The organism is Streptomyces sp. NPDC102402 (assembly GCF_044765765.1).
Taxonomy (GTDB): Bacteria; Actinomycetota; Actinomycetes; order Streptomycetales; family Streptomycetaceae; genus Streptomyces.
This window is the reverse complement of record NZ_JBIWKR010000006.1, coordinates 352,738-378,491: the sequence shown is the minus strand read 5'-3', so window position 1 is coordinate 378,491 and position 25,754 is coordinate 352,738. Positions and strand designations below refer to the sequence as shown.

The following is a 25,754-nucleotide window of genomic DNA, read 5'->3' as shown; positions in this document are numbered from 1 at the left end:
CGCCCACGCGGTCGCCCTGTCGGCGGGGTTCACTCATGCCGTTGCCTCGCGTGTCGTGGCGGATCCGTCCATGCCGTTGCCTCGTCCGTCCCCGGTGGGCCCGCCCAGGGGGATCTCGACCGTGAAGACGGCACCGCCGTCCGGTCCGTTCCCGGCCCGGACGGTGCCGCTGTGCAGTCGGACGTTCTCCTGGGTGATCGCCAGGCCCAGACCACTGCCCGCCGACCTGGTGCGGGCCGCGTCCGCCTTGTAGAACCGGTCGAAGATGTGGGGCAGTACCTCCGGCCGAATGCCGGGCCCGCTGTCGCAGACTTCGACGACCAGCACGCTCGCCCCGTCGGCGGAGGCCCGCGTGCGCAGGCGGACCGTGACCGGCTCCGCGCCGTGCCGCAGTGCGTTGCCGACGAGGTTGGCGACGACGACGTCGAACCGGCGTGGATCGAGACGGGCCCGGATCCCGTCCGGCAGTTCCGTGCGAACGCGCTCGTTCCAGCGCCGGTGCAGGAGGGTTCTGCCGATGGTCTCCGCGACGTCGATCTCGTCCGTGTTGAGCTCGGCCGCACGTGCGTCGAAGCGGGAGATCTCCATCAGGTCCTCCACCAGCACCGCCAGTTTGACGGTCTCCGCACTGATCAGCCGTACGGCCCGTGCCGTATCCGGGTCGAGGCCGTCCGCGTCCTCGTCGAGCACCTCGGTGACGGCGAGCATCCCGGCGAGCGGGGTGCGCAGCTCGTGCGAGACGTCGGAGGCGAACCGACGGGCGCGGGCCTCCGCCTGCTGCAGTTCGTCGACCGACTTCTCGAGCTGGCCCGCCGACTCGTTGAACGTACGCGCCAGGTCAGCCAGTTCGTCGCTCCCCGAAACCTTGATCCGTGCGTCGAGCCGGCCACTGCCTATCGAGCGGGCCGCCTCGCGCAGCTCACGGACCGGGCGCAGCACACCGCGGGCGGCGATCAGCGCGGGCACCAGCGCGATGGCGAGTCCGGGCATGGCCCCGTCGCGCGCGGCGGTCACCAGGGCCTCGACGTCCGCCTGCTCCTCGCTCATCGGCATCACGGCGTACAGGACGAGCCCCGTCGGCAGGGTGCCCGCCCCGCCGGTCCTCGTCAGGACAGGCACCGCGATCGTCAGATACGGGACACCGTTCTTCACGACCCTCTCGAAGCTGGCGTGCGACGTCGTGAGGGCGGTGCGGCGGAGGTCGGGGGTGATCACGGTGGAGGTGGGGCGGGTGCTCGACGAGACACGCAGCGAACCGTACTCGGCGAAGACGATCCACGGGTGCGGCTTCGCCTTGCTCGCGAGGACGAACAGCAGCTCGCGCAGTGACACCGGTTCGACGGGGAGCGAGGGTGCGAGCGTCTCCACCTGCTCGCGGAAGGACGCGACCGCGGTGTCCTGGGCACTGACGAGGACGGCGCTGCGTGCCTCACGGTAGGTGAGCGCCGCGGTCGTGCCCGCGCTGACGGCGGCGACCAGGAGGAACGCGAGGACGAGGCGCGTACGCAACCCGGAGGTGGCGATCCGGCGCACGCGTCTCGCCGGGGCGGCGTTCACAGGGGTCCGAAGCGGTAGCCGAAGCCCCGCAGGGTCTGTATGTAGCGCGGGCTGCCCGGGGTGTCCTCGATCTTGTTGCGCAGTCTGCGGACGCAGGCGTCGACGAGACGGGCGTCGCCGTGGTAGCTGTGCTCCCACACGTGCTCGAGCAGTTGCTGCCGGCTGAACACCTGCTCCGGAGCGGCCGTCAGGTGGAGGAGCAGTTTCATCTCGGAGGGTGCCAGGGCGAGGCGTTCGCCGGACTTGGTGATGGTGAGGCCGACGCGGTCGACGGCGAGGTCTCCGTGGAACTCGACGGCCGGCCGGCCGCCGCCCGGGGCCTCCATCCTGCGGAGCACCGCGCGGATGCGGGCCTCGATCACCTCGGTGCGGGCCGGTTTGACGATGTAGTCGTCGGCTCCGGCCTCGAGGCCGATGACGACGTCGAAGTCGTCACCTCGGGCGGTGAGCATGATGATGGGCAGCTGGCTGTCCTCCCGCACCCGGCGGCAGACCTGTACCCCGTTCATCCCGGGCAGCATCAGGTCCAGCAGCAGCAGGTCCGGCCGGAACTCCCGGAGGGCGGCCAGTCCGGCCTCCCCGGTGGCGACCGCGCGGACCTCGTGGCCGCGGCGGCGCAGTCCCAGCTCGACGCCTTCGCGCACGGAGGGGTCGTCTTCGATCAGGAGCACGCGGGGCATGTGCGGGGAGTCCCTGGGGGTCGTGGTGAACGGGTCAGGAAGGTCAACGCCCGCGGAGGGCTTCGCGGTTCCGCGCGCGTCAGCGCCGGAGGCGGATCCGGGCGGACGCACCGGTGACGAGGGTGTCGACCTCGGCGAGGCGTAGAGGGCGGGCGAGCAGGAGGAAGACCGCCGCGACGGTGAGCGCGCCGGCTCCGGCGGCGACGGCCGGCCCGGCAGGGGCCGCCGCCCTGGCCGCGCCGAGACCGAGCAGAGTGGCGGGCACGGCGGCGGCGAGCAGCCTGGCCTGAGCGGCAACGGTGGCGGAGCGCAGGAGCCGTGGGCGGGCCGGTGCGGCGCCGGGTGGGCCTGCGGGGTCCTCGCCGGGCGTCAGCCGACGGTGCAGCACCAGCGCGGTCACGGCCCAGCCCACGAACAGCGCGAGTGAGTAGCCGCCCGCCATGCCGGTGACCGCCCAGCGGGCGGGCAGGAGTTGGTACGCCGCCCACGACAGCGCCGCGTTGAGACCCGCGGTCATCAGGTTCAGCAGAAACGGGGTGCGCGTGTCGGACAGGGCGTAGAAGGAGCGGGACAGCACGTACTGGCCGGAGAAGGCGATCAGCCCGGGGGCGAATGCCATCAGGATCCCGGCAAGTACGGCGATGTCCTCCGGTCCCGTCCTGCCGTGCTGGAAGACGAGCGCCGTCGCGGGGTGTGCCAGGGCGAGCAGCGCACACGCGGCGGGCACGATCAGGGCTCCGCTCGTGCGCAGCGCGTATCCCGCGTCCCGCCGGACCGCCGCCGTGTCACCGTCGGCCGCTGACCGGCTCATCCGCGGCATCAGCGCCGTCACCAGGGAGACCGTGACGATGCCGTGCGGCACCATCCAGAGCGTGTACGCGTTGTTGTACGCGCTGAACCCCGCGCCCTCGATCCGCTCGGCGGCCGCTCGGGCACCGGCGGAGGTCGCGAGTCGGGTGGTGACCCAGTAGGCGGCCTGGTTGCTGAGCACCAGGAGCACCAGCCAGCCCGCGGAACGCAGTGGTCGGGTCAGGCCGCTGCCGCGCCAGTCGAAACGCGGCCGGTAGCGGAACCCCGCGGCCCGCAGCGACGGAAGCAGGGCGAGCGCCTGGACGACGATCCCGGCCGTGGTGCCCCACCCGAGCAGCGCCCGCTCCCCCGTGGACAGGTCCCCGCCCGCGCCGGTCGCCAGGTACAGGCCGAACACCGCTATGACCACGACGTTGTTGAGGACCGGCGTCCACATCATGGCGCCGAAGCGGCCCCGCGCGTTGAGCACCTGCCCGAGCAGGGTGAACAGGCCGAGGAAGAAGATCTGCGGCAGGCAGTACCGGGCGAACGCGACCGTCATCGCGTGCTGCTCCGGCGGGTAGTCCGAGTAGAGCCCGACGATCGCCGGCGCCGCCCACACCGCCGTTCCCGTCAGTACGAGCAGTGCCAGCACGCACAGGGTGAGCAGTCGGTCGGTGTAGGCCGTGCCCCCGTCCGCGTGCTCCTTGGCCGCCCTCACCAGTTCCGGTACGAAGACCGCGTTGAGCGCACCGCCCAGCAGCAGGATGTAGACGATGGTGGGGGCCGTATTGCCCACCGCGTACCCGTCGGCGACCATCCCGAGGCCGAGCGCGGCCGCGACGACCGCCGACCGCAGGAATCCGGTGGCGCGGGAGACGACCGACCCGGCTGCCATGATCGCGCCACTGCGCAGTGCGGACGACTGCTTCGGCAGGGGGTCGGTGGCGGCGGTGGTCATCGTCGCGCCAGGTAGGTCTGAAACGCGCGGTACAGCGCGTGATTGGTGGTGCCGTCCAACGCTCTCTCCCACTCCCCCAGGGTTTCGACGACCTCGCCGCCGGTGCCGAGCTTCCAGCGCAGCAGCCCGTACGGACGGTCGTCGGGGTCGAGCGTGGAGGGTACCCCGCGCATGTCGTAGACGTCGGCGCCGAGTGCCTGCGCATCGAGCAACATGCGCCACTGAAGCAGGTTGGAGGGCCGGACCTCGCGGCGGTGATCGGCGGAGGCACCGGTCTGGTACCAGATCCGGCGGCCGAAGCGGATCATGGTGTGGGCAGCGAGGATCTCGCCCTCGTGACGGGCGAGGTAGAGCCGCATTCGGCCCGGTTCCTCCGCGTTGAGGACGGCGTACTGACGCTCGTAGTACTCCGGGGACCGGCCGAGGCGGAAGCCGTCGCGCTCCTCGGTGACGCGCAGCAGCCGGTAGAACTCCGGAAGGTCCGCCGCGCTGCCGACGACCACCTCGACGCCCGACTTCTGCGCCCGGCGGACGTTGCGCCGCCACTCCTGGTTGAGCCCCGCCCACAGGTCCCGCTCCGTACGCCCGGCGAGCGGAATCCGGAAGACGTGGCGCGGCTGCGCGTCCTCGTCGTCCTCGCCACCGCACCGCTTCCAGCCCCGGGCCCGGAGCCGTTCCGCGACGGCTGTGCCCAGCGGATCCACCTCGCTCGCGAGGACGTCGGAGAGCCTGCGGCCGGGCCCGGTAGCCGATTTGAGACGTGCCCCGTCCCAGCGGCGGTACGCCGGTGAGGGCCCGATCCGTACGGCGAACACTCCGGACGCGCGCAGGTGCTCCAGCAGCGGGCCGAGCCAGGCGTCGATGCCCGGATCGGCCCAGTCGACGACCGGCCCTTCCGGGAGATAGGCGAAGTACTTCCGGGTTCCCGGGAGTTGACGCAGCAGGACGAGAGCGGCACCGGTCAGCCCCCCGGCTGCCGGGTCCGCTCCCCATCCCACCAGCTGGGAACGCCAGCCGTTCTTGACCTGCGCCCAGGAGGGACACTGCAGAAAACCCGCTCCCAGGTCCGAGCCCGCGCCGGAGTGCAGGAACGAGCGGTACGTATCGGCGGTGATGACCCCCAGCGGCGCTTCCTGGCCGCGGGCAGCCGTCACGAGCGGCAATGACACTGTGTGAGCCTCTCTGTGGGAATGCACAGGATGCTCACAGCCGTCCGTGACGGCTCCGCGCGGCGGATGTGACCGGACGATGACCGTTGCCCTGCAGTCTTCGTCACACAGCCGCAGCCCCGCTCACCTGGGCTTTCCCGGTTCTACAGTCACGTGTATCCCATCCGAACCACCATGGACGGAGGCTCCGTTGAGCCATATACGTGTGCGTGTCGCGGCAGTCGCGGCCCTGCTGGCACCGCTCGCGGCCTGTTCGCCCGGAGCAGGCCAGGGCGCCGCCGCGGGGGACGCCGAGGGCGGCGGTCCCCACGCTGCGGAGGACCGCCCCGCGACGGTGACCGTGACGCCGAAGGGCAACGGCGTACGGGCCGGCGGCACGGTCAAGGTCAACGCGACGGGCGGCAGGATCACTTCGGTCGTCGTCGCCGACGACGAGGGCCACACACTCGCCGGGCAGGTGGCCGCCGACGGGTCGGCGTGGATCTCGAAGCGCAAGGCGGTCCCCGGCACCTCCTACACCGTCACCGCGAGGACGACCACGGAGGCCGGCACGAAGAACGCCGTCACGTCCGTGTTCACCACCGCCGAGGCCGACAAGGTCAACAAGGTCGACTGGCGGCCGGGTACGAAGGCGACCGTCGGCATCGCCCAGCCGGTCTCGCTGGTCTTCGACCATCCGGTCACCGACAAGGCGGCCGTGGAGCGGCAGTTGCGTCTGACGACGTCGAACGCCACGGAAGGCTCCTGGGCATGGCTGGAGGACTGGTCCGGCCGCGACCGGGTCGACTGGCGCCCCAGGGAGTACTGGAAGCCCGGCACCAAGGTCTCCCTCAGCGCCGAACTCAACGGAACGGACTCCGGCGACGGCGGCTGGTTCGTCCGCGACTACTCGACCGGCTTCACCATCGGCGAGAGCCAGATCGTCAAGGTCGACCTCGACCGCAGACAGCTCACCCTGGAGCGGGACGGGCAGACGGTCCGGACCGTCCCCGTCTCAGGCGGCACCCCGGGCGGCGACAAGAGGTCCTGGCGCGGGACCGCCGTCCTGATCGCCAAGGAGGGCACGATCAACATGAACTCCGAGACCGTCGGCCTCGGTGACGCCTACGACAGGATGGTGGACAACTCCATGCGGCTGACCTGGTCCGGCATGTACGCGCACGCCGCGCAGTGGAACAGCAGGTGGTTCGGCCGTGCGAACAAGAGTTCCGGCTGCATCGGCATGAGCGACACGAACGCCGCCTGGCTCTACGCCCGGGTCAGGCCCGGCGACCCCTTCGAGGTCAAGGGCAAGGACACCAAGGGTGTCGTCGCCCCGGGCAACGGCTTCGGTGACTGGAACGTGCCGTGGGACGCGTGGCAGGCGAAGAGCGCGCTGCGTTGACGGCGGTGGCCGGGTTCGCGGCGGCAGCCATGACCGACGTGGTCAGCGAGGCGCACCGGCACTGCGACGCGTCGCATGGTGAGGTGTATCGCACCGATGAGTTCTGTGCTGTCCGTCCGTCTACCTGTTCGTAGGCCGGAGAGAGCCACAGCCGCCCAGGAGGAGTGAGCACCATGAGGTACATGATCCAGATGAACGTTCCGGCGGACCAGTGGGACGCCGTCATGTCGTCCCACTCCACGGCCGACATGGAGACCATGTTCGCCCACATGAACGCCCTCAACGAGGACATCACTTCCGCGGGTGAATGGGTCGACGGTCAGGGCCTCGGCGGCCCCTCGCTGGTCAAGACGGTGAGGGCCGGAAGTGATGGGCGCCCGCAGGTGACCGATGGACCGGCTCAGGCGGAACAGAACATCCTGGCCGGATACTGGGTGGTCGATGTCAGGAGCGAGGACCGGGCCCTGGAGATCGCCGCACGGGCCTCCGCCTGCCCCGGACCGGGCGGGAAGCCCGGCAACGACCCGGTCGAGGTGCACCCGATCCCCGAGGGCCCGCCGGAGGCCTGATCCGGCGGGCGGTCCTCCGTGCCGTCCGGTGGCGCCGTCGCAGCGGGTCGGAGGGCGGCGGCGCGCAGCACGGTCAGGGTGCCGGAGGCCCTGGTGAGTACGGCCGCCGCGGAGGTGCCCCGGCGGTCGCCCACGCGCGGATGGAAGGCGGACGCCACAGGCCTGTCGTGTGTTCTCACAGCAGGTCCGGGGCCACGCCGAACTTGCTCGCAACACGGCCCGACGGCCATCCTTGCTGCCGAAGGCAACACTGCCGTGGCAGTGGAAGAAGATGACCGAGCAACGCAGGAGTCCTGCATGATCGACACCGGCCACCCCAGGCAGGCCGCCCGCGAGGAGCTGGGCCTCCCGTGGGGCGACCCGCTCGCGGCCCGTCGGAGCGCTGTCCGGGACCGGTGTTCCGGACAGCGCGAGGGCTTCGAAGAGAGTGTCGAGCCGCTCACCCCGCTCGTCGAGCCGGCCCAGCGGGACCTGATCCAGGTCCCGCTGGTGGAGGACGTCGTCCACCAGCGGATCGGGGTCACCGTCAGGACGGGGCGGAACAGCCAGGTGTGGGCCGGGCCCAATCCTCCGAGGAGTCGCGCATGACCGCCGGCCTGGTGGCCTTCGTCCGGGCCCGTTTCGAAGAGGAGCTGGAGAAGGCCCGCTTCGCCAGCAACGTGGTGGCCACGCAGCCCGAACGCTTCGGCGTGGAACCCGAGGACGCCGCCAAGCACGCCCGCTTCACCGTCGCCGCCGCTGAAGCGCGCCTCGCGCTGCTCGACGACACCGTGGTGCCCTACCTGGGAACCACGGGGCCGTACGGCCGGAACGCCGAATTTCAGCTTCGGCTGCTTGCCGCGCCCTACGTCGAGCACCGGGACTACCCTCACGACGAGGAAGCCGCCGACCAGCCCAGGAGCCCCGCATGACCGCCGACCTGGTCGCCTTCCTGCAAGCCCGGCTCGACGAGCGGGCGGCAGCCGCTGTCGCCGCCGGCGGGACGAGTGAGGTCTGGCATGCCTTGGGGACCGGCGTCCACTCCGCGGCGATTCCGGACGACGACGTCCCACCTCTCATCACCACCGGCCCGGAGGCCGGCGGATCCGACGAGGACGCCGCCCGCGCCGAACACATCGCACTCCACGACCCGGCACAGGTGTTGCGCGAGGTCGAGGCGGCACGGGGCCTGCTCCGGCAGTACACGGCGTCCGGGACGAGTGCGGGGCCTTCGGACGCCCTCGACCGCTTCGCGGCCGGCACGCACCGCGCGGCCGTCGACATGGCAGCGCGGCACCTCGCACAGGCCTACGCCGACCACTCGGACTATCGGCCTGAGTGGCGTCCATAGGCCGAACCGGTCACACGTCTCCCAGATCCGGAGGCGTGCCGCAGCAGGTGCCTGACGGCTCATCGCCGTACAGGGGCCGGTACTTCCTTCGCCGGGTGGTGACCGTCCGGCGGCTGACCGCCTCGGCCGAATTCAGGCGACGGTCTCATGGGCCCAGGCCGGTGAAACCGCGTCGTCGAGGCGGACGCTGAGCTGAGAACCCAGATCCCGGAAACCGAGCGCAAGTGCCACCCGCTTCGACGGATGCGGGCGTGCTCTCCATTGCGGAAGCAACCCGGCGTCAAGTGCGTGCGCTACCGCTGCGGACGCCACGCCCCGCGCCAGACCGCGGCCTCGATGCCCTGGCGCAACCAGCACGCTCAGGTGAGCCACCGAACGCGGCCAGACTTGACAGCCCGCTGCGGCAACCACGTCGTTACTCTCGCGGAGGACGAATGCGGGAGAGGTGATGTCCTCCAAGCCGCTTTCCCCGGCGTCCCCTTCACCAGATCGAACCAGGAGTGCGGCCAGCTGCCCGTCGCCGCATGCCGCCTCCTCGGCGGCAGCGCCTTCTGGCATCGGCAGGAAACCGGCGCGGTCGAGATAAAGGAGGGAAGCAGGACCAAGTACGTCGAGGACAGGCAACACCTCACGTAAGCGGTCCTCCTGGACGAGCTCCTCACAGGACAGCTTGCTTGCAGCGTCCGCCAGCAACTGGGCGGCCTCCATGCTCGGCACGGTGCCGATGCCGGCGCCGCCGAGGACGACGATCCCTGTCCACAGTGGCGGGCACAGCCGCGAGCCAGGAGAAGCCACGACGTTCACCGCCCCGGCCGACGAGGAAAACTGCACTGGCTCCACCGCCAGCTCCACCCACAGCTCCCGGGCCCGGTCACACAAGAGATCGCCGGTCATGGCCATATCGTGTCGCTTCCTGTGCTCACGAACGACTGATTTTCAACGCGGACAGCACCCTCGGCCGCTACGCGGCCAGGCGGATTCAGCATCCGGGGCCGATGGGCGGAGACGACGTCAGGGCGAGGGCGGCGTTCCGCAGCTGAGCCGCCCACACCTGCCGGTCAAGCCCCAAGGTGTACTCGATGCAGCAATCGCATTGCGGGATCAGTGCCACGAACGATTGCTCCGTCGCGGTCTCGGCGTCCGTATCCCACCAGCCGTCCGTCGCCAGCTCAGCGGGAGTTGTCCCTCCGTCGATGAGCCTCGCCGCCATCCGGCGCAGAGCGTGGCGCCGTGCCAGGCCCCGATCCGGCAGCCCGATCCCGGATTCGGCGAGTACTTGCCCGAACGCGTCCCGAATATCGCGGGCATCCGCGTTGCGAGGCCAGCCGGCGAGCTCGCACAGTGTCGGGGTGTCCAGTCCGGCTGCGAGCGCCTCAGCAGCGATCATCGGCAGATCCTCCGGGCGTATCTCATCCGCCTGATAACGGCAGGCCACTTCACCCAGGGCTGTGAGCCCGCTCCGCACAGAGGCTTCCGGTTCCGGCGTCGCTCCTTCTGCTCTCATGACTCCTACGATGTCAGCACCGTTCCCGGGGAAGGCACCCAGGGGCAGGCCCGCTCGGCCGCTACGGTTTCACCGCATGGGTGTGAGCGCCGCAGAGCACACCGGGAGGAAGGACCCGCCGGCCATGGCGTTGTCAGGGCCGCTCTCGCCCTCGAAGCCAAGCTCCCGGGTTCGGCCGCGTCATCGGGTCCGCAGCGCGCGACACCTCCAGGTCGGCCGCCCACGCGACGACGTGCCCGCCCACAGCCTTGACTGCGGCGAGCACGTCCTCACGCCGGCGCTCATGGAAGGACGTCGAGGCGACATGCGAGAGGGACGGGACGACGCCGGCCAGGCAACGTCCGCACCCGCCGCAGGAACGTTCGCGCTCTCTCCGCCGTGCCTCCGCCGTCCGCCCTCAGCCTCGATACGTCTCCAGCAGCCGCCGTAAAGGACACACCGTAGCGGTCGCTCCAGAGCCGTCGGCAAGTTTCTGAGGTCCCCGAGCACGTAGCTGTCCGCGCTGGCTAGTACGGCGATATTCTGCGCATCACGCACACGGCGAGGATGGGAAACTGTCCAGCGGCAAGGGAGACCGGTGGCTCCGAGGCCGGCTGGCGAAGCAGACAAATTCGGCGTCTCCGCCCGTGCAGCAGCAGATGCACACCACATCGGCGAGATACTGGTCCGCGCCTACGCTCAAGCCGGCACCGCCCCCGCCGCTCAGACATCCTCAACTTCCTGGATGATTTGCTCCTCAACGGGGCACAGGGGCTGACCGAAGCAGTCGACAGCGCCGGCCGCCGATGAGTCGGACACACACGGCTCAGCCCCAACCCGAGACCTACGCATTACGAGTTGTCTGATCTTGGTCCAGGAGCGTCCGGGAATCCACCGTACGGCGTTCACCCTTGGTCAACGGGCTTGGTAGCTCCGTCCGGTCAGTGCCCGCCCGGCTGAAGTCCCCCCGGCTGGAACCCTGCGTCGCGAGCGAGTAGGGCGGCCTGGACTCGGTTGTCGCAGTCGAGCTTGGTGAGGATGCGGCTGACGTACGTCTTCACCGTGGCCTCGCTCATATGCAGCCGCCGCCCCGCGTCCGCGTTGGAGAGCCCCTCCCCGAGCAGCGCCAACACCTCGCGCTCCCGGGTGGTGAGCCCGTCGAGCCGGCGCCGCGCGGCCTCCCCGCGCGTGGTGGCCCCGGTGGCGGAGAGCGCGTCCGCCACATGCCGAGTGGCCGCGGGTGAGAGATACGCGTTGCCCGCCGCCGCGGCCCGCACCGCCTGGATCAGCTCGCCGGGCGCGGAGTCCTTCAGCAGGAACCCCGCACCGCCGTGGCCTAGCGTCCGCAGTACGTTGTCCCGCTCGCCGAAGGTGGTGAGGATCAGGACCCGTACCTTCGGCGTGGCGCGGCCGAGCTCTACCAGCGCCGTCAGCCCGTCCATCACCGGCATCTGAATGTCCAGCAGCGCCACGTCGACCCCGCCGCCCCGGGCCTTCTCCACCGCCTCGCGGCCGTCCCCGGCCTCGGCGACCACGTCGATGTCGTCGGCCGAGGTGAGGATCATTCTGATGCCGGCCCTGATGAGCGGCTCGTCGTCGGCGACGAGGACCCGGATCACACAGCCTCCTGCGCGGTGTCGATCATGACGTAGTCAAGGAGAACGGACGGAGTGGCCCCGCCATCATGCCCTGTAGGGGCCGACCCGCCGCACGGAGCCCCGCATCACTTCGCCTTGTACGTCTCCTTGGAGACCAACTTCCCGCCCTGGAAGCAGAACCGGAAGACGGTGAGGGCGTCGACCCCCCGGTCGTCCTTGGAGGTGAAGTGTCGGCACGTCGCTCCCTCGGGCAGCTTGGGCCCCTGGTCCGCCAGGTCAGAGGTGAGCCACGAGTCCTCTTCGGGGAGCCTGGCCTGGATGTCCGCCTCGGCGTCCCCGACCTTCGCCTCCTCGTAGACGCTCGGCGAGATGTCCGCCTTCTTCACCTCTTCCGTCATGACGCCCACTCCCCAGACGCCCAGGCCGATGACGCCCGCGACGAGGACGACGGCGGTGACGGCGCAGCCGATGGCGACGTTCTTCCTGGTACTCATAGTGGTGGTGAACTCCCTCTGTGGATCGGCCCCGTTGATGACCGTTCCACCGTCGCCCACCGCCCCCGGACGCCGCTGCCCCCGAACGTCGCCAGCCGGTACGACGGAGGTCGCGCCGCACGGCCCCGCGCCCCGGGCACCGTTCCCCGCCCCGTGTCCCCCGAGGCTCACCGCCCCGCTTCCCGCCTTGCTCTCCTCCCCGTACGGCAGCATCCCCGCGATCCGGAAGCCGCCGTCCTCGGTGGGCCCGGTGTGCACCATGCCGCCGACCCGGCCGACCCGCTCGTGCAGCCCTTTCAACCCCTGGCCGCCGCTGATCTCCGGCGGCACCTCGGGCGCTCCGCCCGGCACGGGCCCGTTGGTGACCTCCACGACCAGGCTGTCCGGTTCGTACCGCAGGGCAAGGCGTATCGGGGCGCCCGGCGCGTGCTTGTGGGCGTTGGTCAGCCCCTCCTGGACGATGCGGTACGCCTCGTGGTCGGCGGCGGGCGCCAACGGCCGCCGGACACCGCTCCGGTCCAGCGACACCGCCGTGCCCGCGCCCCGGGACGACTCGACCAGGCCGTCGATGGCGGCGGTGGTACGGGGCGCGTACGGCACCGAGGCACCGCCGCCCACCGGCTGCCGCCGGCGCCCCTGGTGCTCCCCGTACTCCCGGTAGGAAATCTCCCCCTGATTCCCCTGGTGGGGCTGATGCCCCTGGTACTGCTGCTCGTTCTGTTGCTCCCGATACTCCGCTTCGTCGTGGAGCACCCCCACCGCCGCCCGCAGCTCCGCCATCGCGGTGACGGAGGCACCCCGGAGGATCCGTACGGCCTCCCGCTGGTTCCCGGTCAGCTCCGGGTCGACCTGGAGGGCGCCCGCGTGCACGGAGATCAGGGCGAGCTGGTGGCCGAGGCTGTCGTGCATGTCATGAGCGATGCGGTTGCGCTCCAGCAACCGCGCCTCGCGGGCCACCATCGCCTGCTCGCGCCTGAGTTGCTCGTTGTTCTGCCACAACGCGTCGAGCAGCCGACGCCGTTGGTCCCGATAGCGGCCGACGAGGGCCGGCACCACGGCCAGGGTCAGGAATGTCACGACGTTCCACCCTAGGGTGACGGGCAGCACAGGAGCGGCCCCCGAGGTGATGTCGTGGTACACGCCCGGGACGGTGTGGAGCACACACGCGGCCCCGAACGCGGCGGCCACCCGCCAGGGTTCCGTGATCCGCCGCCCCGCCGACCAGGCGGCGCAGACCAGCAGCACGGAGGCCATGACATTCCACCCCCCGGCCAGTGGGGCGGAGAGGATCAGGGCGGTCGCGGGCAGCGCGTGGCGCGCGGGCGCCAGCAGGGCCATCGCCCCGGCGAGGAGGACGGTGCGCGCCCCGAACGTGTCCACCCACGCGCCGATGCCCGTGGCGAGCCCGGCGAGGGTGACGGCGAGCACCGCCTCCCCGACGATGCGGGCGGGGCTCCAGAGCACACCGCCGGTCAACCGCCGCCGGAGGCCCCGAACGGCGAGCCCGGCGGAACGTACCCGTCGATCTCCCACATCCGTACCCGCCCTCACATCCACATCCACTTCCCTGTCCGCATACACCGGACCGACGGTAGGCCCCCGGAAGAACGCGCGCATCGGCCGAGCGTCGTGCCACCGTACGACGAAAGTCGACACCTTTCGTCGCCCGGGATCGCGACTTCCGGAGACTGCGCCGGGCCGGTCGTGCGGCCGACGATGGACGGACCAAAACGGGGACACGGGGACAACGGGAGATGCCACATGGACAGCACGGGCACGGAGTCGAATACAGGAACGGGCGCGGAGCAGGACAAGGCCGCCGTCGGCCTCACCAAGGCCACCCCCGCCCCAACCCTGGCCCCCACCCTCGCGGAAGCACCGGACATCCAGTCCCACGACACCTTCGTCATCAAGAAGACACTGAGCCTCACGGCCGGCGAGTACGTGGTGAGCGTGGCCCGGTCGGACGGCTCCGAGGGCGAGCCCGTCGCCTACGCACGCGAGAAGCGGCTGTCGCTCAGGGGGCAGGTGACCGTCTATACGGACGCGTCCAGGAAGTCCGTTCTCGCCGCCTTCAAGGGCCGCGACCACGAAGTGGGCTACATGTACGACGTGCGGGACGCTTCGGGCCAGTCCTTCGGGTCGTTCTACGAGGACGCGGGCGCGTCTTTCCTCCGCAGGACATGGCAGGTGCGGCAGCCGGGGACGATGAAGCTGACCGGCCGCGAGCGCAGCCGGGTGGTGGCCTTCGTCCGGTTCGTCTGGGAGTTCGTGCCTTATCTCGAATACGTGCCGTTCATCTGGCCGTACCGCTTCAAGTACACCGAGAGCGGCAAGCTTCTGATGACCGTCACCAAGAAGCTGGGGCTGCACACCCGGTACGTACTTGAGATCTTCGCGCCCGACATCGACCGCCGCCTCGCGATCGCCCACACGCTGGCCCTGGACGCCCTGGAAGTGGACTGACACGTACATCACGCCCGTTACGGCGATATAAGCCAGGTACGCCACGTATCGCCGTTACGCGTCGCATTGCCGACAGGCCGTCGAGTCACATGCCGGCCGGATCAGCGAGCAAGGGCTGCGCGAACCGATCCTCATGATGCCGACCGCGCCGACCTCGACAGCCTCGCCCGCTCGGCTACGAGAATGGTGCTGCCTGGGTGTGCGGTCAGAGCATGGCCTGTCGGCCGCAGGTCAGGCGCCGCCAGCGTGAACCGATCCGACGACGGTGATCTGCGAGAAGACCGGAGAGATGCCTCAGGGTGCGGCTGGACAGATCAATGCCGGACGGGTAGACAAGCACGCGGAAGCTCCTGGCGGACTGGTGATCTTGGTCGTGAACCCGTCTACCAGGAGCTTTCTTCATGCCCGCCGCCGGGGCTGCCAGCCCAACCACCCGTCAGGTTGGAAGACGTTCACTGCTTTAGCGACCTCTCGAGACCCAATTTAGGGAACCGAGCTCCTTCGCAGGCGTGAGGCGAGTGGTCAGTCCTGACCGCCTGCAAGTCCCGGTCAGCGCGTTGGTGCCTCGCCTCGACGTCGCCGCCGCCGACGTCGGTGAGAAGCGTGGCCTCAAGCAGCATTATCCAGTCCAGATGCAGGGCCGAGCCGGGTTCCCCCTGCTCGGCCTCCCCGTCCTCCTCGAGTGATCACTCCACGGCGCTATCGCCGATTTTGGTCCAGAGCCGTTCGATTGCCAGAGCCACGCTCAGTTCGGGAGGCCCGACCCGAAACGTCGGGCTTCAGGGGCACCCACCTCGTCATTGAGTCCCAGGACTCCAGGGCGTCCACCAGGACCTCCATCGTGGCCGGGGCCTGGGGTCCGACGATGCTCGCCACGATGAGCAGCATTCCTCCGTTCTGCTTCACCAGTGCGATGAACTCCTTGGTCGCAGGAGCGGTCCAGAGCTGACCGAGCGATGCCACGGCGACCTCACCGGGACCGGTGAGTGCCCAAGCACGCCCGTCGGAGGTCCTCGGCGGCAATCCGGACCACAGAGGGCGAAGGTTAAGCCCTTCAGCGCGGGTCGACCGGGGACCGAAAGCAGACGTGGCCGTCCAGCGGTCCCCGCTCCGGACCAACTGCGCCACCTCGAGAGAGGGATTGATCACGAGAGCGGGAACGACCAGGTCGTTGCGCTCTCCCACAGGCACTCCGGCGGTGAAGGCCGTCCAACTAATACCCGCTTCTTTCGACACACTGATCAGCGCAGAATCGTTCCAGTGCGGATAACGGCACAGTCCGAAGTGGAAGAGCCGAGCGTCAGTCCAGTGATGGTCGTCCACATAGAGTGCTGGAACTCCGTCGCCCAGCGGGTATCCGCAGTCCTGGCAGTCACCGGCCCAGAGCAACTGCATGAGGGAACGGGCTTCCTCGTGCCCGAGTCTGCCCAGGCAATCCTGGCTGAAGGCCAGGTACGGGAGTCCGGCCGAGCCGTCCGCGGCTTCCAGGACCACCCAGCCCGACGGGTGGCCGTGCTCACGTGCCCGACTCCACCATTCCTCCCCCAGCCGGACGTTGCCGAAGGAGTAAGCGGTCACGCCGGCCATCAGGCAGCCGATCGGGTCGCCCAGACTCCCCTGCTTGACCGCCGCGTCGTAGGCGCGCGCGACATAGGCGTTTGCCGTTTCGTGGTCCTTCCTCCGCAGGAGGGCGCCGGCGTATGAGAGCGCGGCGAACGGCATCTCACCGTCCGCAGCCACTCTCAGGGCCTCGACGGCTTCGTCCGACTGCCACTTCGACCTCAGCCAGTCCGAGTAGTGCAGTGCGCTCCCGGGATCGCCGGCCTCGGTGCCACGCTTCCACAGCGCTGCCGCCTCGTCCTGGTTCCCCAGCTTTTCGTGCACCAGGCCGAGAGCGCCGATCGACTCGCGTTCCCCGCTCTCGATCGCACGCTCGTACCAGTCCCGTGCCGCCTCCAGATTTCCCCTCGTGTAAGACAGGGCGCCCATGTTGTGGGCCCCGCCGGAGTCACCCAGGTAGAAAGCGCGCTCGAAGCAGCGGGCGGCACCGGCATAGTCCATCTCCTCGGCCAGCAGCGCCCCGAGGTTGATCAGGCCATCTGGTACGTCCCGTTCCGCGAGCGGGCAGAGCACCTCCTTGGCCACATCCGGCCGTCCCGCTACTTTGGCGACGGTCGCCACCAGCACACGTCGCGAGTCGTCCACAATGCGCAGGGCCTCGTCCCACACCTGTCCCGGGAGGTCACTCGGCCGGGACAGGCGCGCGGTGTCGGACACGAGGTAGTCGAACGGCTTCCACATTCCTCCCTGGCCGGGTACCAGGGGGCTGGTGACGCCCAGCACGATCTTGGATGCCCAATCCCAGGCTTCCTCCATGCTTTCCGGCCGCAAGGCTGGGCCGCCCGCCCGGTCGAGGAAGTACCCGTGGAGGCGTGCCAGAGACTCCGGCGGCAGCGCGGTGTCCACACCTGTGCGGGCGAGGGCGACGGCGGCTGCGACGAGCGCGGCGCCCCGGGGGTTGCCTTTCGCGCGGGAAGCGGCCTTCCACCGCTTGAGGACCTGCGGTCCGGCCGCTAGGTACTCCGCCACTCCGTGCGCCCTGTCGGCGTTCAGTGCCGCAACGACACGCGGATCCTCGCCCGACGACGCAGCCGACCGCTCGTCTTCGGTCCAGATCCGGTCCAAGGTGATGTGATGCGCTGCGCGGATCACTCTGCCCGGCGAGGACGGCAGTCTCGGCCCGGTGCTCCGCGAGAGCGACGTGCCGTCCTCCTCATTCGTGTAGTGCTCGTGGAACTCGGTGCGCAGCGTGGCAAGCACGACTATGCCGCGCCGGGCGAACTGGTCCAACAAGGACGGCGTCAGCCCGTCGGACCGCAGGTAATTGTGCAGGTCGTCGAGCCACACGACCTTCTCGTGATCACGTCCAGGGGAGGGATGCAGGGAGGATAGGTCTGCGTCGGGGTCCGGCTTGCAGACCGACCAGTCCCCGAGATTGCGGACCATACCTTCGAACAGAGCCCTCGACTTGCCTGCGGCCGAATCCCCTGTAAGCAGCAGCATGCCGCCCGTCTCAGCTAGCGCTTCGAGTCGGGCGTCCATCTCCACGTCGACACAGCGTGGCACGTATTGCACAACGTCCGGATGGCCGATGGCAACTGGCGCGCGATGAACACCGAAGGAGACCGGGTCGGCGTCGGTGACAGCGACCCAGTCACCTTCACACGATACTGCGGCCTCGTTCCCCACCTGCGGCACGGGCCTGCCGATCTCCACCACCTCGGGACAAAGTCCTGCTGCATCCATCGCCTTTCGGAAGCCGGCATCAGCCACCACGACAAAGATGGGAACGGCTTCCACCCGCGCGTGACCCCACTGTGCGGGATCCCCGGAGACCACGCCGATCAGGTATTCATCGAGAAAGAGCGCGGCGCCCGACATCCCTTGCCACGGCGATGTGCCGGTAGTGCCGGCCGCTGGCGGCGGGGCGTGAGAACTGTCCAGAACATAGCGGCCGCGCAGGATGGATGATCCTGGCTTCAGCGTGCCCACGATCTGCTCGGTGTCCGGCCGCAGGCCGTCGCGGAGCGAGATCTGCGGGAAACCTATCGCTTCGCAGTTCTCCCGGGCGGCCAGGTCGGAAACCCGCCCCCACCGAACGTCGGGCATCCGGCACGTCGTGCCCTCCCTCACCAGCTCTTCGTCTGCTTCGAGCAAGGCCGCGTCGCATGACTCGTCGTAGCGACGCCACACGAGGCGGCAGATGTGCGTCCTTGTCCCTCCGGGTACCGCGACGCGAGCAATCTCGCCCTCGCCTTCGAACAGGTGCGCCGATGTGAGCACCAGGCGGGAGTCCAGCAGGAAGCCGCTACCCTGCCGCGCTCCCTGAACGATGGCGATGCGTTCGACGGAGCGGATGCTCATCCCCCGCGCAGTCCGGACGGATGTCCGAAGTCGCTCATATCGACTTCAGCCTGATTTCCGATCTCGATCGGCCCGCCGTTGGCCGAGTCCTTCGGCTTCAGCTTCACGGATACCTTTTGGACGGAGTTCTGCGCCACCCCCACCTGGGCGTCGCTGGAGACTACCCATGCCTTGAACCCCGCTTTGGCCGTCGCGTCGCGCCGCAGCTCGACCGAGAAGTCCAGCGTGATCTCGTCGACCTCAAACCTGACGCGCTGGCCGTCCGCGGCTTGCACAGAGTCCATCAGCTGATCCCGCAAGCCCTGTACGGCCGCCGTGAGTTCCACCTTCTCCAACGGATCTCGCATATGTCCGCCCCCCATTCAGTCCACCGTCAGCCGCTACCACTACCACATTGCCCCTCGTATGAAACGGCGTTTCGGACAGTGCCTCCAGGCACGACGAATGCTGTGTGGTCGCGCAGCACCCGGCGGAGACCCGCCAGCACCTGGCGAACCGCGCGGACTGCAGGTCGTCCCCGGTCCCCGCGAGGACGGCCCCACCCAGGTCGCTAGATCTGTCCCTGCTCCGTCATCCGCGAGAATCCCCCCAACCGCTGAACTCCAGCACGCCCCGCACAGCCCACATGACCTGGGAAGAACGCCTAGCCTGCTTGGGAGCCCTCCGGGGCCTTCAGCTGCATCAAGGGCACGAGCAGCAAGCAGCCGATAGGCCGTCTACGAGGTCAGCGGCTGAGGGGCGACCGTTCCTGCAAATCAGCCGAGAGACTATTCCCCTCCAGCACATCCGACCAGTAGGGGCAGTCGGTCTGCACACAGCGTCGCCTGCCCCCGTCGCATCAGCAGTGCTCGGCACCCTGACGAGGTTGATACCTGCCAGACATGACACAACAACCAGGCTCGAACCTGCGACAGCCTCCGCGTTCCCCAGCCCGTCGTGGCGTTTCCCGGTGTGTCCTTAACGGCGGTTCCTACCCCCTCAAAGTCTCCAGCAGCCGCAGCCACACCTCGCTGATCGTCGGGTAGGCGGGCACGGCGTGCCACAAGCGGTCGATGGGGACCTCGCCGGCGACCGCGACCGTCGCCGAGTGCAGCAGTTCGCCGATCCCCGGGCCGACGAACGTGACGCCGAGCAGGATCTCGCGGTCCAGGTCGACGACCATCCTGGCCCTGCCCTTGTATCCCTGCGCGTACAGGCCGGACCCGGCGACGGAGGCGAGGTCGTAGTCGACGGCGCGGACCCGGTGTCCCGCCGCTTCCGCTTCGGCGAGGGTGAGGCCGACCGAGGCGGCTTCGGGGTCCGTGAACACGACCTGGGGGACGGCCGCGTGGTCGGCGGTGGCCGCGTGCGCACCCCAGCGGTCAGTCTCCAACAGGGGTGTCTCCTGCGCCCGTGCCGCGATCGCCGCTCCCGCGATGCGGGCCTGGTACTTGCCCTGGTGGGTCAGCAGTGCGCGGTGGTTGACGTCGCCGACGGCGTACAGCCAGTCGCTGCCCTCCACCCGGCAGCTGTCGTCGACGGAGAGCCAGGACCCCGGCTTGAGCCCCACCGTCCCGAGGCCGAGGTCGTCGGTGCGCGGGGCGCGTCCCATGGCGAAGAGGATCTCGTCGGTCTCCAGCTGTTCCCCGTTGTCCAGTTCGACGGTGACCGGGCCGTCGTGGCCCGCCCTGCGCACACCGGTGGCCGAGACCCCGGTCATGATGCGCGCGCCGGCGTCGGCCAGTGCCTCGGCGATCAGCTCACCCGCGAAGGGCTCCATCTTGGGGAGCAGGCGCTTGCCGCGGATCAGCATCGTGACCTGCGCGCCGAGTCCCTGCCAGACGGTGGCCATCTCCACTCCGACCACACCCCCGCCCACGACGACGAGCCGGCCGGGCACCTCCTTGGCGCTGGTGGCCTCGCGGCTGGTCCACGGCCGGACGTCCTCGATGCCGGGCAGCGCGGGGACGACGGCCCGGCTGCCGGTGCAGACGGCGACGGCGTGCCGTGCGGTGAGGTGGCGCTCCGCCCCGTCGGGGGCGGTGACGGAGACCTTCCGGGCTCCGGTCAGACGGCCCATGCCGCGGTAGATGTCCACGCCGATGCCCTCCAGCCAGCCGACCTGCCCGTCGTCCTTCCAGTGGGAGGTCTGCTCGTCGCGGTGGGCGAGGACGGCGTCCGCGTCGAGCGGTCCTCGAACCGCTTCGCTCAGCCCGGGTACGCGGAGCGCGTCGGCACGCGCGACGACCGGGCGGAGCAGGGCCTTGCTGGGCATGCACGCCCAGTAGGAGCACTCGCCGCCGATCAGTTCGGACTCGATCACCGCGGTGCTCAGCCCGGCGGCCCTGGCACGGTCCGCGACGTTCTCCCCCACCGGGCCCGCCCCGATGACCACTACGTCGTATTCGCTGCTCTGCACACCATCAACATCAGTCATGGGAACAGTGTCGTCGTGGGTGTGCGCCGCGGCCACATGGGCAGGCGGAATAGCGCAAGTGACGCCACCGTTGTGCCGGACAGGTCCGAACGGTCCCAGGAAGAGGTAACAGAGTATGAGCACCGTAGAGCTCACCAAGGAAAACTTCGATCAGGTCGTGAGCGACAACGAATTCCTGCTGATCGACTTCTGGGCTTCCTGGTGTGGTCCGTGCAAGCAGTTCGCCCCTGTCTACGACTCGGCCTCCGATCGCCACCCCGACCTCGTCTTCGCCAAGGTCGACACCGAGGCGCAGCAGGAGCTGGCGGCCGCCTTCGAGATCCGGTCCATTCCCACGCTGATGATCGTCCGTGACAACGTGGCGGTCTTCTCGCAGCCCGGGGCGCTCCCGGAGGCAGCGCTGGAGGACGTCATCGGTCAGGCGCGCAACCTGGACATGGACGAGGTCCGCAAGTCCGTCGAGGAGCAGCAGGCACAGCAGGCGCAGCCGCCCCAGCAGGAGCAGCAGTAGTCGCAGCGGACCTGCGGCAGACGTGATGAAGGCCCGGCCGTGCTTGGGTTCCAGTGGTCGTCGCAACACCGCCTGGTTTTAGGTGGTGAGTAGATCACTGGAACCCAAGCACCTTGGGTTCTAACGGTCCTCGCAACACCCGCGATCTGTGGGAGTTGCGAGGACCGTTAGAACCCAAGGTGCAGGCCGGGCCTTCGTCATGTGGGATGGTTCCGGCCGCCTCATCCCTCGCCGGGCCGATCCGGTCCGGTGGTGGAGCCGGAGCGTGGGGCACCGCCCCCAGCCGCTTCCGTTTCCCGGCCGGTGTCTGAGCCCGGCGCGTCCAGTGGCTCCGGCGCCTCCGCTTCCGCTGTTTCCGCCGCCTCCCGTGTGCCGCCGATGCGCTCGGCGATCCTGACCGTGAGGCCGTAGTCCAGCTCCGCCCCGTCCACCAGCACGGCCTCCACGGTGTGCGAGGCCGGGTCGATGTCCGCCTCCATGCCTTCGCCCGCGTAGCGCGGGTACCCCGAGGCGCCGGTGTCCCCGGTGGCTGCCACGACCGCGGAGCGGATGGCGGTGCCGGGCTCGGGCGCGCCGGTGGCGGTCTCCTCCGGTTCCGGGAACAGCAGGATCTCGTAGCTCTGCGGATGACTCATGCCGACGACGCTAGACATCCGCCGCCCTTCGCGCATGTCGTGAGGCCCTGACCTGTGTGCCGTGACAAGCGGGGGCGGCACGGTCAGCCGGACTCGCGGGTCACCGCCGCGGCCCTCAGCAGATGATGGCGCTCCGGCTCGCCGCCGGGGTTCTGCACCAGCCGGTCGATCAGCTCGGCCGGCGGCTCCCGGGCCGCCAGCTCCATGGCGATGCTGCTGAGCCGGGGCCGCAGGAGTCTGCCGAGCATCAGGTCGCCCGCGCCGATCACGGCCGTTTCGCCCGGTACGTCGACGTCGGCGTCCTGGAGGGCTCTCATCAGGAGCATGGCGTACGCGTCGTCGTAGGCGAACACCGCGTCCAGGCCGAGTGTCCGCCAGCGGGCGGCGAGGTCCGCGGCCGGGGCCTCCTCGTACCGCAGGGGCAGCGGCTGGACGCGGGCGCCCGCGTCCGACTCCTCCGCTGCGCGCACCGCGCCCTCCAGGCGGTGCCCGGCGAACAGGCCGAGACCGGGTTCCTGGGGCATGACCACCCCGATCGCGCGCCGCCCGCACGAGAGCAGGTGCCGGACCGCGCAGCGGCCGACCTCGCGCTGGTCCACGACGAGGGCGTGTGCTCCGTCCACCGGTTGCGGACCGAGTGTGATCACGGCCTTGGCTCCGGAGCGGGTGAGTACAGCTATCCCGTACGGGGTGAGGGACATGCCGCCGGGCGCTACGACGGCGACGGGCCGGAGCTCTGCCCAGGCCCGGGCCGCCTCGTCGGCGTCCAGGCCGGCGCTGCCGAACTGCACGACGGTGTAGTCGAGGCTGCGCAGGCCGGATTCGAGCCCGGCGAGGAACCGCTGGTGCAGGGGGTCCGCCGGGCTCTGCGCGGCGGGCAGCAGCACCGTTCTGGTGTGCCCGGCGCGCAGGCTCCGGGCCGCGGCGTGCGGGACGTAGCCGAGGTGCGCGGCGGCTTCCCTGACCAGGCGGCGAGTGGGTTCGCTGATCCGCACGGACGTGTTGTTGTTCAGCACGTAGGACACGGTGGCCCGGGAGACTCCCGCGAACCGCGCCACGTCGGCGCTGGTCGGTACGGAGATGCCGGCGGGTCGCTCGGGTAACTGGCTCATGGCGTCGGGCAGTCTTCCAGACGCGTCCGCCCTGCCCGCGCGTCGGGGCACCGTAACCGGGACGCCGTCAGCCTCCGGCGAGGACGGGCCAGATCTCCGGGTCCTCGAAGTCGAGCGCCCACAGCGTGGTGTTGACGACGCCGTGCCTGCGCAGCACCGGCAGATGGGTGGAGATCCCCCGCGCGTCCTGGTACCAGACCTCGCGGGACTCCGTGCCGTCGTCGTACGTGAAGTACGGAGTGCCGGAGACCTCGTCGAACCGGTAAGGGGCGCCCACCTCGGCTCGTAGCGCCTCGGCCTCCTTCCAGGTGACGTGCCGGGTGGCGGCCGTACTCGTGCTGTCCGAGGGCCAGTTCCAGCCGTAGGCGGGGAGCCCCATCTCCAGCTTCGCCGGCGGGACGAGGGCGGTGGCTCGGGTCAGGATGTCCTCGTACCAGCGGGTGTCGGCGAGCGGTCCGGGGTCCCCGCCCGACCAGTGCAGGTTGTAGCCCATGATCCGGACGCGGTCGGCGACACGCCCGAGTGCCGCGTAGTCCCAGATGCGGCCGGTCGTGGCGGTCTTCGGGAAGACCGTGACCACGCACTGCTTGCCGAGGGTGTGCAGGCGTCGGCAGAGGTCGGTCGCCAGAGCGGTGAAGCCGTCGCGTACGGCGGCGTACGTGGTGTCGCCGGTGGCGGCGATCGATTCGTAGTCGAGGTCGAGGCCGTCGTAGTCGCGGGTGGAGACGGTGCGCATCAGCGCCTCGGCGTGCTCGGCGCGCCGGGCGGGGCTGGTGAGGATCGCCGCCAGGGCGCCGGACTTCATCGTCTCCATGACCGTGGGGACGACCTTCGTCCCGGCCCGGTGCAAACCGTCGATGATGCGCCGCTCCCCCGCGCCGGGGTGCGCGTCGATCCGGCCGGCCGAGACGGCCTCGTACCAGAACGGGCTGACGGTGTGCAGCTGGCCGGCGTGGCGCAGGGCGTCCTGGTAGGCGCCCTCCTGGTCCCAGTAGGGCAGCCATGCCGAGACCGTGCGGGGAAGCGGTGTGGTGGGGCCGGCGGTGGGATCAGGGGCTGGGGCCGTTGCCGGGGGTGGTTCCGGCGTCGGGGCTGACGCCGCACCGGAAGCCGTGGTCAGCGCGGTCGTCGCGAGGAGGCCGGCAACCGTGAGGGCACGGGACAGGCGGGCGACGAGGTCGGTGGTGATCATGGGGTCGAGCCTGCTGTCCCTTCCACCGCCCCGCTCCACGGACTGGGCCGTACAGGTTCTACGGTGTTGCGATGACGTTCCAGCACATGAACCACAGCAGCGACAGCACGACCGACTTCCCCGGCCGCAGTGGACCGGCCGCCACCACGGAGGCCGACCCCCGTGAGGTGGGGGCCGTCCGTACCTCGTACGCCCCCGACCGTGACGGAGATCCCGACCCCGGCGAGATCGTCTGGACGTGGGTGCCGTTCGAGGAGAACGACGGGCGAGGCAAGGACCGGCCGGTTCTCGTCGTGGCCCGGGAGGAGAGGGGCACTCTTCTCGCCGTACAGCTGTCCAGCAGGCAGCACGCCCGGGACCACGAATGGGTCTCGCTCGGTGCGGGGCCGTGGGACAGCTCGGGACGACCGTCCTGGGTGGATCTGGACCGGGTGCTGCGGGTGCACGAGGACGGGATGCGGCGCGAGGCCTGTGCGCTGGACCTGGACCGGTTCGGGCTGGTCGCGGGGCGCCTGCGGGAGCGCTACGGCTGGAGCTGAGCGGCGAACGCGCGGGTGAAGGGCGCCCGGACGGCGGAATCGGCGGCGCGGTCCGGAATGCCGAAGACGAGCTGCTCGAAGTGCCCGGCGAACCGTCCGCCGCCGGTGAGCAGGGCGCCGAACGCGCCGGCCACCTCGGCCGGGTCGTTCATGAAGACGCCGCAGCCCCAGGCGCCCAGTACCAGCCGCCGGTAACCGTGTACGGCGGCGACTTCCAGCACGCGTTCTGCGCGGCTCGTCAGTGCGGCGGGTATGCGGGCGGCCTGGTCCGGGTCGCGGCTGCGGATGACTCCGGCGTTCGGAGCGGGCGAGGTGAGGAATCCGACGGTGTACGGGACGTCGAGCAGCCTGCCCCGGTCGTCGCGGAAGACCGGCACACCGGGTGAGTGGATGACCCGGTCGGTGTAGAACGCGCTGCGTTCGGCGCGGTGGTGCGCGTAGAACTCGGGGGCGCGCAGCAGCGTGGCGTGGAGGGCGGAGCCGCGGCACAGGGATTCCTCCTGGGCCTGCGCGCCGTTCAGGTAGCCGCCGCCGGGGTTGCGGGCCGAGGCGTAGTTCAGCACGGCGACCCCGGCCGCCGACTCGCCCGTCATGCGCCGTGCCGCCTGCAGGCTGGTCTCGTCGGTGACCTGGACGGTCCGGTCCCGGCCGGTGTCCGGAACGGCTACGGGTACGGCCTCGGGGCCGTGGAGCCGGGTACCGGAGAGCGCGGTGGCGAGCGCGTGCTCGATCGTCACCTCGCGCCCCTCTGACGTGCGGTACCGCCCGGCCAGGACGATCGCCTCGGTCTCTCGCGCGATAGCGCGCAGTCGTGCGCTCATCGGCCCTCCCCCATGTGGTGCATACGGGGCATGCTGGATGTCCCGGCGGCATGGACGCAACCGCTTTTCGGTGGCTCAGGGGCACCCTTGTGCGAACTCCCGGTAAGGGTTTGGGTGGGAAGCG

The 25,754-nt window shown here is 70.1% G+C and carries 23 protein-coding genes and 1 pseudogene; 8 read left to right on the top strand and 16 right to left on the bottom strand.

Translation table 11 applies throughout. From position 1 onward, the window contains the following. Positions 1-33: 33 nt before the first annotated feature. The 4 genes from ACIRJR_RS20895 to ACIRJR_RS20880 all read right to left on the bottom strand — a co-directional run bounded on the left by ACIRJR_RS20895 (position 34) and on the right by ACIRJR_RS20880 (position 5,156). Positions 34-1,557, bottom strand: a complete 1,524-nt coding sequence (locus ACIRJR_RS20895) for a sensor histidine kinase (RefSeq protein ID WP_403782764.1) — start codon at positions 1,555-1,557, stop codon at positions 34-36. Next, on the bottom strand, positions 1,554-2,237 hold the full coding sequence (locus ACIRJR_RS20890) for a response regulator (protein WP_403782761.1): 684 nt from the start codon (positions 2,235-2,237) through the stop codon (positions 1,554-1,556). Before ACIRJR_RS20890 ends, ACIRJR_RS20895 begins: the two co-directional genes overlap by 4 nt. Positions 2,238-2,316: 79 nt before the next feature. Beyond that, positions 2,317-3,987 carry a murein biosynthesis integral membrane protein MurJ gene (gene murJ / locus ACIRJR_RS20885; protein ID WP_403782758.1) on the bottom strand — a complete coding sequence of 557 codons (1,671 nt, stop codon included), beginning with the start codon at positions 3,985-3,987 and terminating at the stop codon, positions 2,317-2,319. Further along, entirely contained in the window at positions 3,984-5,156 is a 1,173-nt protein-coding gene (locus tag ACIRJR_RS20880; RefSeq protein WP_403782755.1) for a lipid II:glycine glycyltransferase FemX, read from the bottom strand. Before ACIRJR_RS20880 ends, murJ begins: the two co-directional genes overlap by 4 nt. A gap of 190 nt (positions 5,157-5,346) precedes the next feature. On the opposite strand from ACIRJR_RS20880, the gene ACIRJR_RS20875 reads away from it, so the two are divergent. From ACIRJR_RS20875 to ACIRJR_RS20855, 5 genes are all read left to right on the top strand, one after another. Beyond that, complete coding sequence (locus ACIRJR_RS20875) at positions 5,347-6,540, top strand: Ig-like domain-containing protein (protein ID WP_403782752.1); 1,194 nt, start codon at positions 5,347-5,349, stop codon at positions 6,538-6,540. A gap of 173 nt (positions 6,541-6,713) precedes the next feature. Continuing rightward, complete coding sequence (locus ACIRJR_RS20870) at positions 6,714-7,109, top strand: YciI family protein (protein WP_403782748.1); 396 nt, start codon at positions 6,714-6,716, stop codon at positions 7,107-7,109. A 297-nt stretch (positions 7,110-7,406) separates the two neighbouring features. Continuing rightward, positions 7,407-7,697 carry a hypothetical protein gene (locus ACIRJR_RS20865; RefSeq protein WP_403782745.1) on the top strand — a complete coding sequence of 97 codons (291 nt, stop codon included), beginning with the start codon at positions 7,407-7,409 and terminating at the stop codon, positions 7,695-7,697. After that, positions 7,694-8,020: a DUF6221 family protein gene (locus ACIRJR_RS20860; protein WP_403782742.1), complete on the top strand. Its 327-nt coding sequence runs from the start codon at positions 7,694-7,696 to the stop codon at positions 8,018-8,020. The genes ACIRJR_RS20865 and ACIRJR_RS20860 overlap by 4 nt, the downstream gene beginning before the upstream one ends. Beyond that, positions 8,017-8,439: a DUF6221 family protein gene (locus ACIRJR_RS20855; RefSeq protein WP_403782739.1), complete on the top strand. Its 423-nt coding sequence runs from the start codon at positions 8,017-8,019 to the stop codon at positions 8,437-8,439. The genes ACIRJR_RS20860 and ACIRJR_RS20855 overlap by 4 nt, the downstream gene beginning before the upstream one ends. A 132-nt stretch (positions 8,440-8,571) precedes the next feature. Here the strand turns inward: ACIRJR_RS20855 and ACIRJR_RS20850 are convergent, their stop codons facing one another. The 4 genes from ACIRJR_RS20850 to ACIRJR_RS20835 all read right to left on the bottom strand — a co-directional run bounded on the left by ACIRJR_RS20850 (position 8,572) and on the right by ACIRJR_RS20835 (position 13,478). Further along, positions 8,572-9,333, bottom strand: coding sequence for a GNAT family N-acetyltransferase (locus tag ACIRJR_RS20850; RefSeq protein WP_403782736.1), 762 nt, complete (start codon positions 9,331-9,333; stop codon positions 8,572-8,574). Positions 9,334-9,418: 85 nt separating this feature from the next. Then, positions 9,419-9,943: a hypothetical protein gene (locus tag ACIRJR_RS20845; protein WP_403782733.1), complete on the bottom strand. Its 525-nt coding sequence runs from the start codon at positions 9,941-9,943 to the stop codon at positions 9,419-9,421. Positions 9,944-10,863: 920 nt separating this feature from the next. Continuing rightward, complete coding sequence (locus ACIRJR_RS20840) at positions 10,864-11,541, bottom strand: response regulator transcription factor (protein WP_329236913.1); 678 nt, start codon at positions 11,539-11,541, stop codon at positions 10,864-10,866. Between the two features lie 104 nt (positions 11,542-11,645). Beyond that, entirely contained in the window at positions 11,646-13,478 is a 1,833-nt protein-coding gene (locus tag ACIRJR_RS20835; protein WP_403782730.1) for a sensor histidine kinase, read from the bottom strand. Positions 13,479-13,775: 297 nt separating this feature from the next. Between ACIRJR_RS20835 and ACIRJR_RS20830 the strand changes: the two genes are divergently transcribed. Then, a complete protein-coding gene (locus tag ACIRJR_RS20830; RefSeq protein ID WP_403782727.1) occupies positions 13,776-14,480 on the top strand; it encodes a hypothetical protein in 705 nt (234 codons plus the stop codon). Positions 14,481-14,688: 208 nt separating this feature from the next. Here the strand turns inward: ACIRJR_RS20830 and ACIRJR_RS20825 are convergent. The 4 genes and pseudogenes from ACIRJR_RS20825 to ACIRJR_RS20810 all read right to left on the bottom strand — a co-directional run. Continuing rightward, positions 14,689-14,820: pseudogene (locus ACIRJR_RS20825) on the bottom strand (IS5/IS1182 family transposase); the annotation flags it as partial. A 359-nt stretch (positions 14,821-15,179) separates the two neighbouring features. Continuing rightward, positions 15,180-18,404 (bottom strand): trypsin-like peptidase domain-containing protein, encoded by a 3,225-nt coding sequence (locus tag ACIRJR_RS20820; RefSeq protein WP_403782724.1) that lies wholly within the window; start codon positions 18,402-18,404, stop codon positions 15,180-15,182. Then, positions 18,401-18,730, bottom strand: a complete 330-nt coding sequence (locus tag ACIRJR_RS20815) for a trypco2 family protein (RefSeq protein ID WP_376004817.1) — start codon at positions 18,728-18,730, stop codon at positions 18,401-18,403. The genes ACIRJR_RS20820 and ACIRJR_RS20815 overlap by 4 nt, the downstream gene beginning before the upstream one ends. Positions 18,731-19,374: 644 nt before the next feature. Beyond that, a complete protein-coding gene (locus tag ACIRJR_RS20810) occupies positions 19,375-20,820 on the bottom strand; it encodes a dihydrolipoyl dehydrogenase family protein (RefSeq protein WP_403782721.1) in 1,446 nt (481 codons plus the stop codon). A 115-nt stretch (positions 20,821-20,935) separates the two neighbouring features. Here ACIRJR_RS20810 and trxA point away from each other — a divergent pair, with 115 nt between their 5' ends. Then, a complete protein-coding gene (gene trxA / locus ACIRJR_RS20805) occupies positions 20,936-21,331 on the top strand; it encodes a thioredoxin (protein WP_403782718.1) in 396 nt (131 codons plus the stop codon). A 221-nt stretch (positions 21,332-21,552) separates the two neighbouring features. Here trxA and ACIRJR_RS20800 read toward each other — a convergent pair whose 3' ends face one another. The 3 genes from ACIRJR_RS20800 to ACIRJR_RS20790 all read right to left on the bottom strand — a co-directional run bounded on the left by ACIRJR_RS20800 (position 21,553) and on the right by ACIRJR_RS20790 (position 24,270). Further along, positions 21,553-21,966: a hypothetical protein gene (locus ACIRJR_RS20800; protein WP_403782715.1), complete on the bottom strand. Its 414-nt coding sequence runs from the start codon at positions 21,964-21,966 to the stop codon at positions 21,553-21,555. An 83-nt stretch (positions 21,967-22,049) separates the two neighbouring features. After that, on the bottom strand, positions 22,050-23,078 hold the full coding sequence (locus tag ACIRJR_RS20795; protein WP_403782712.1) for a LacI family DNA-binding transcriptional regulator: 1,029 nt from the start codon (positions 23,076-23,078) through the stop codon (positions 22,050-22,052). 67 nt (positions 23,079-23,145) lie between these two features. Then, entirely contained in the window at positions 23,146-24,270 is a 1,125-nt protein-coding gene (locus ACIRJR_RS20790) for a glycosyl hydrolase family 18 protein (RefSeq protein WP_403782709.1), read from the bottom strand. A gap of 71 nt (positions 24,271-24,341) precedes the next feature. Here ACIRJR_RS20790 and ACIRJR_RS20785 point away from each other — a divergent pair, with 71 nt between their 5' ends. Next, on the top strand, positions 24,342-24,809 hold the full coding sequence (locus ACIRJR_RS20785) for a type II toxin-antitoxin system PemK/MazF family toxin (protein ID WP_403782706.1): 468 nt from the start codon (positions 24,342-24,344) through the stop codon (positions 24,807-24,809). On the opposite strand, the gene ACIRJR_RS20780 is transcribed toward ACIRJR_RS20785, so the two are convergent. Next, entirely contained in the window at positions 24,794-25,630 is an 837-nt protein-coding gene (locus ACIRJR_RS20780) for a TIGR02452 family protein (protein ID WP_403782703.1), read from the bottom strand. The genes ACIRJR_RS20785 and ACIRJR_RS20780 overlap by 16 nt on opposite strands. Positions 25,631-25,754: the final 124 nt, after the last annotated feature.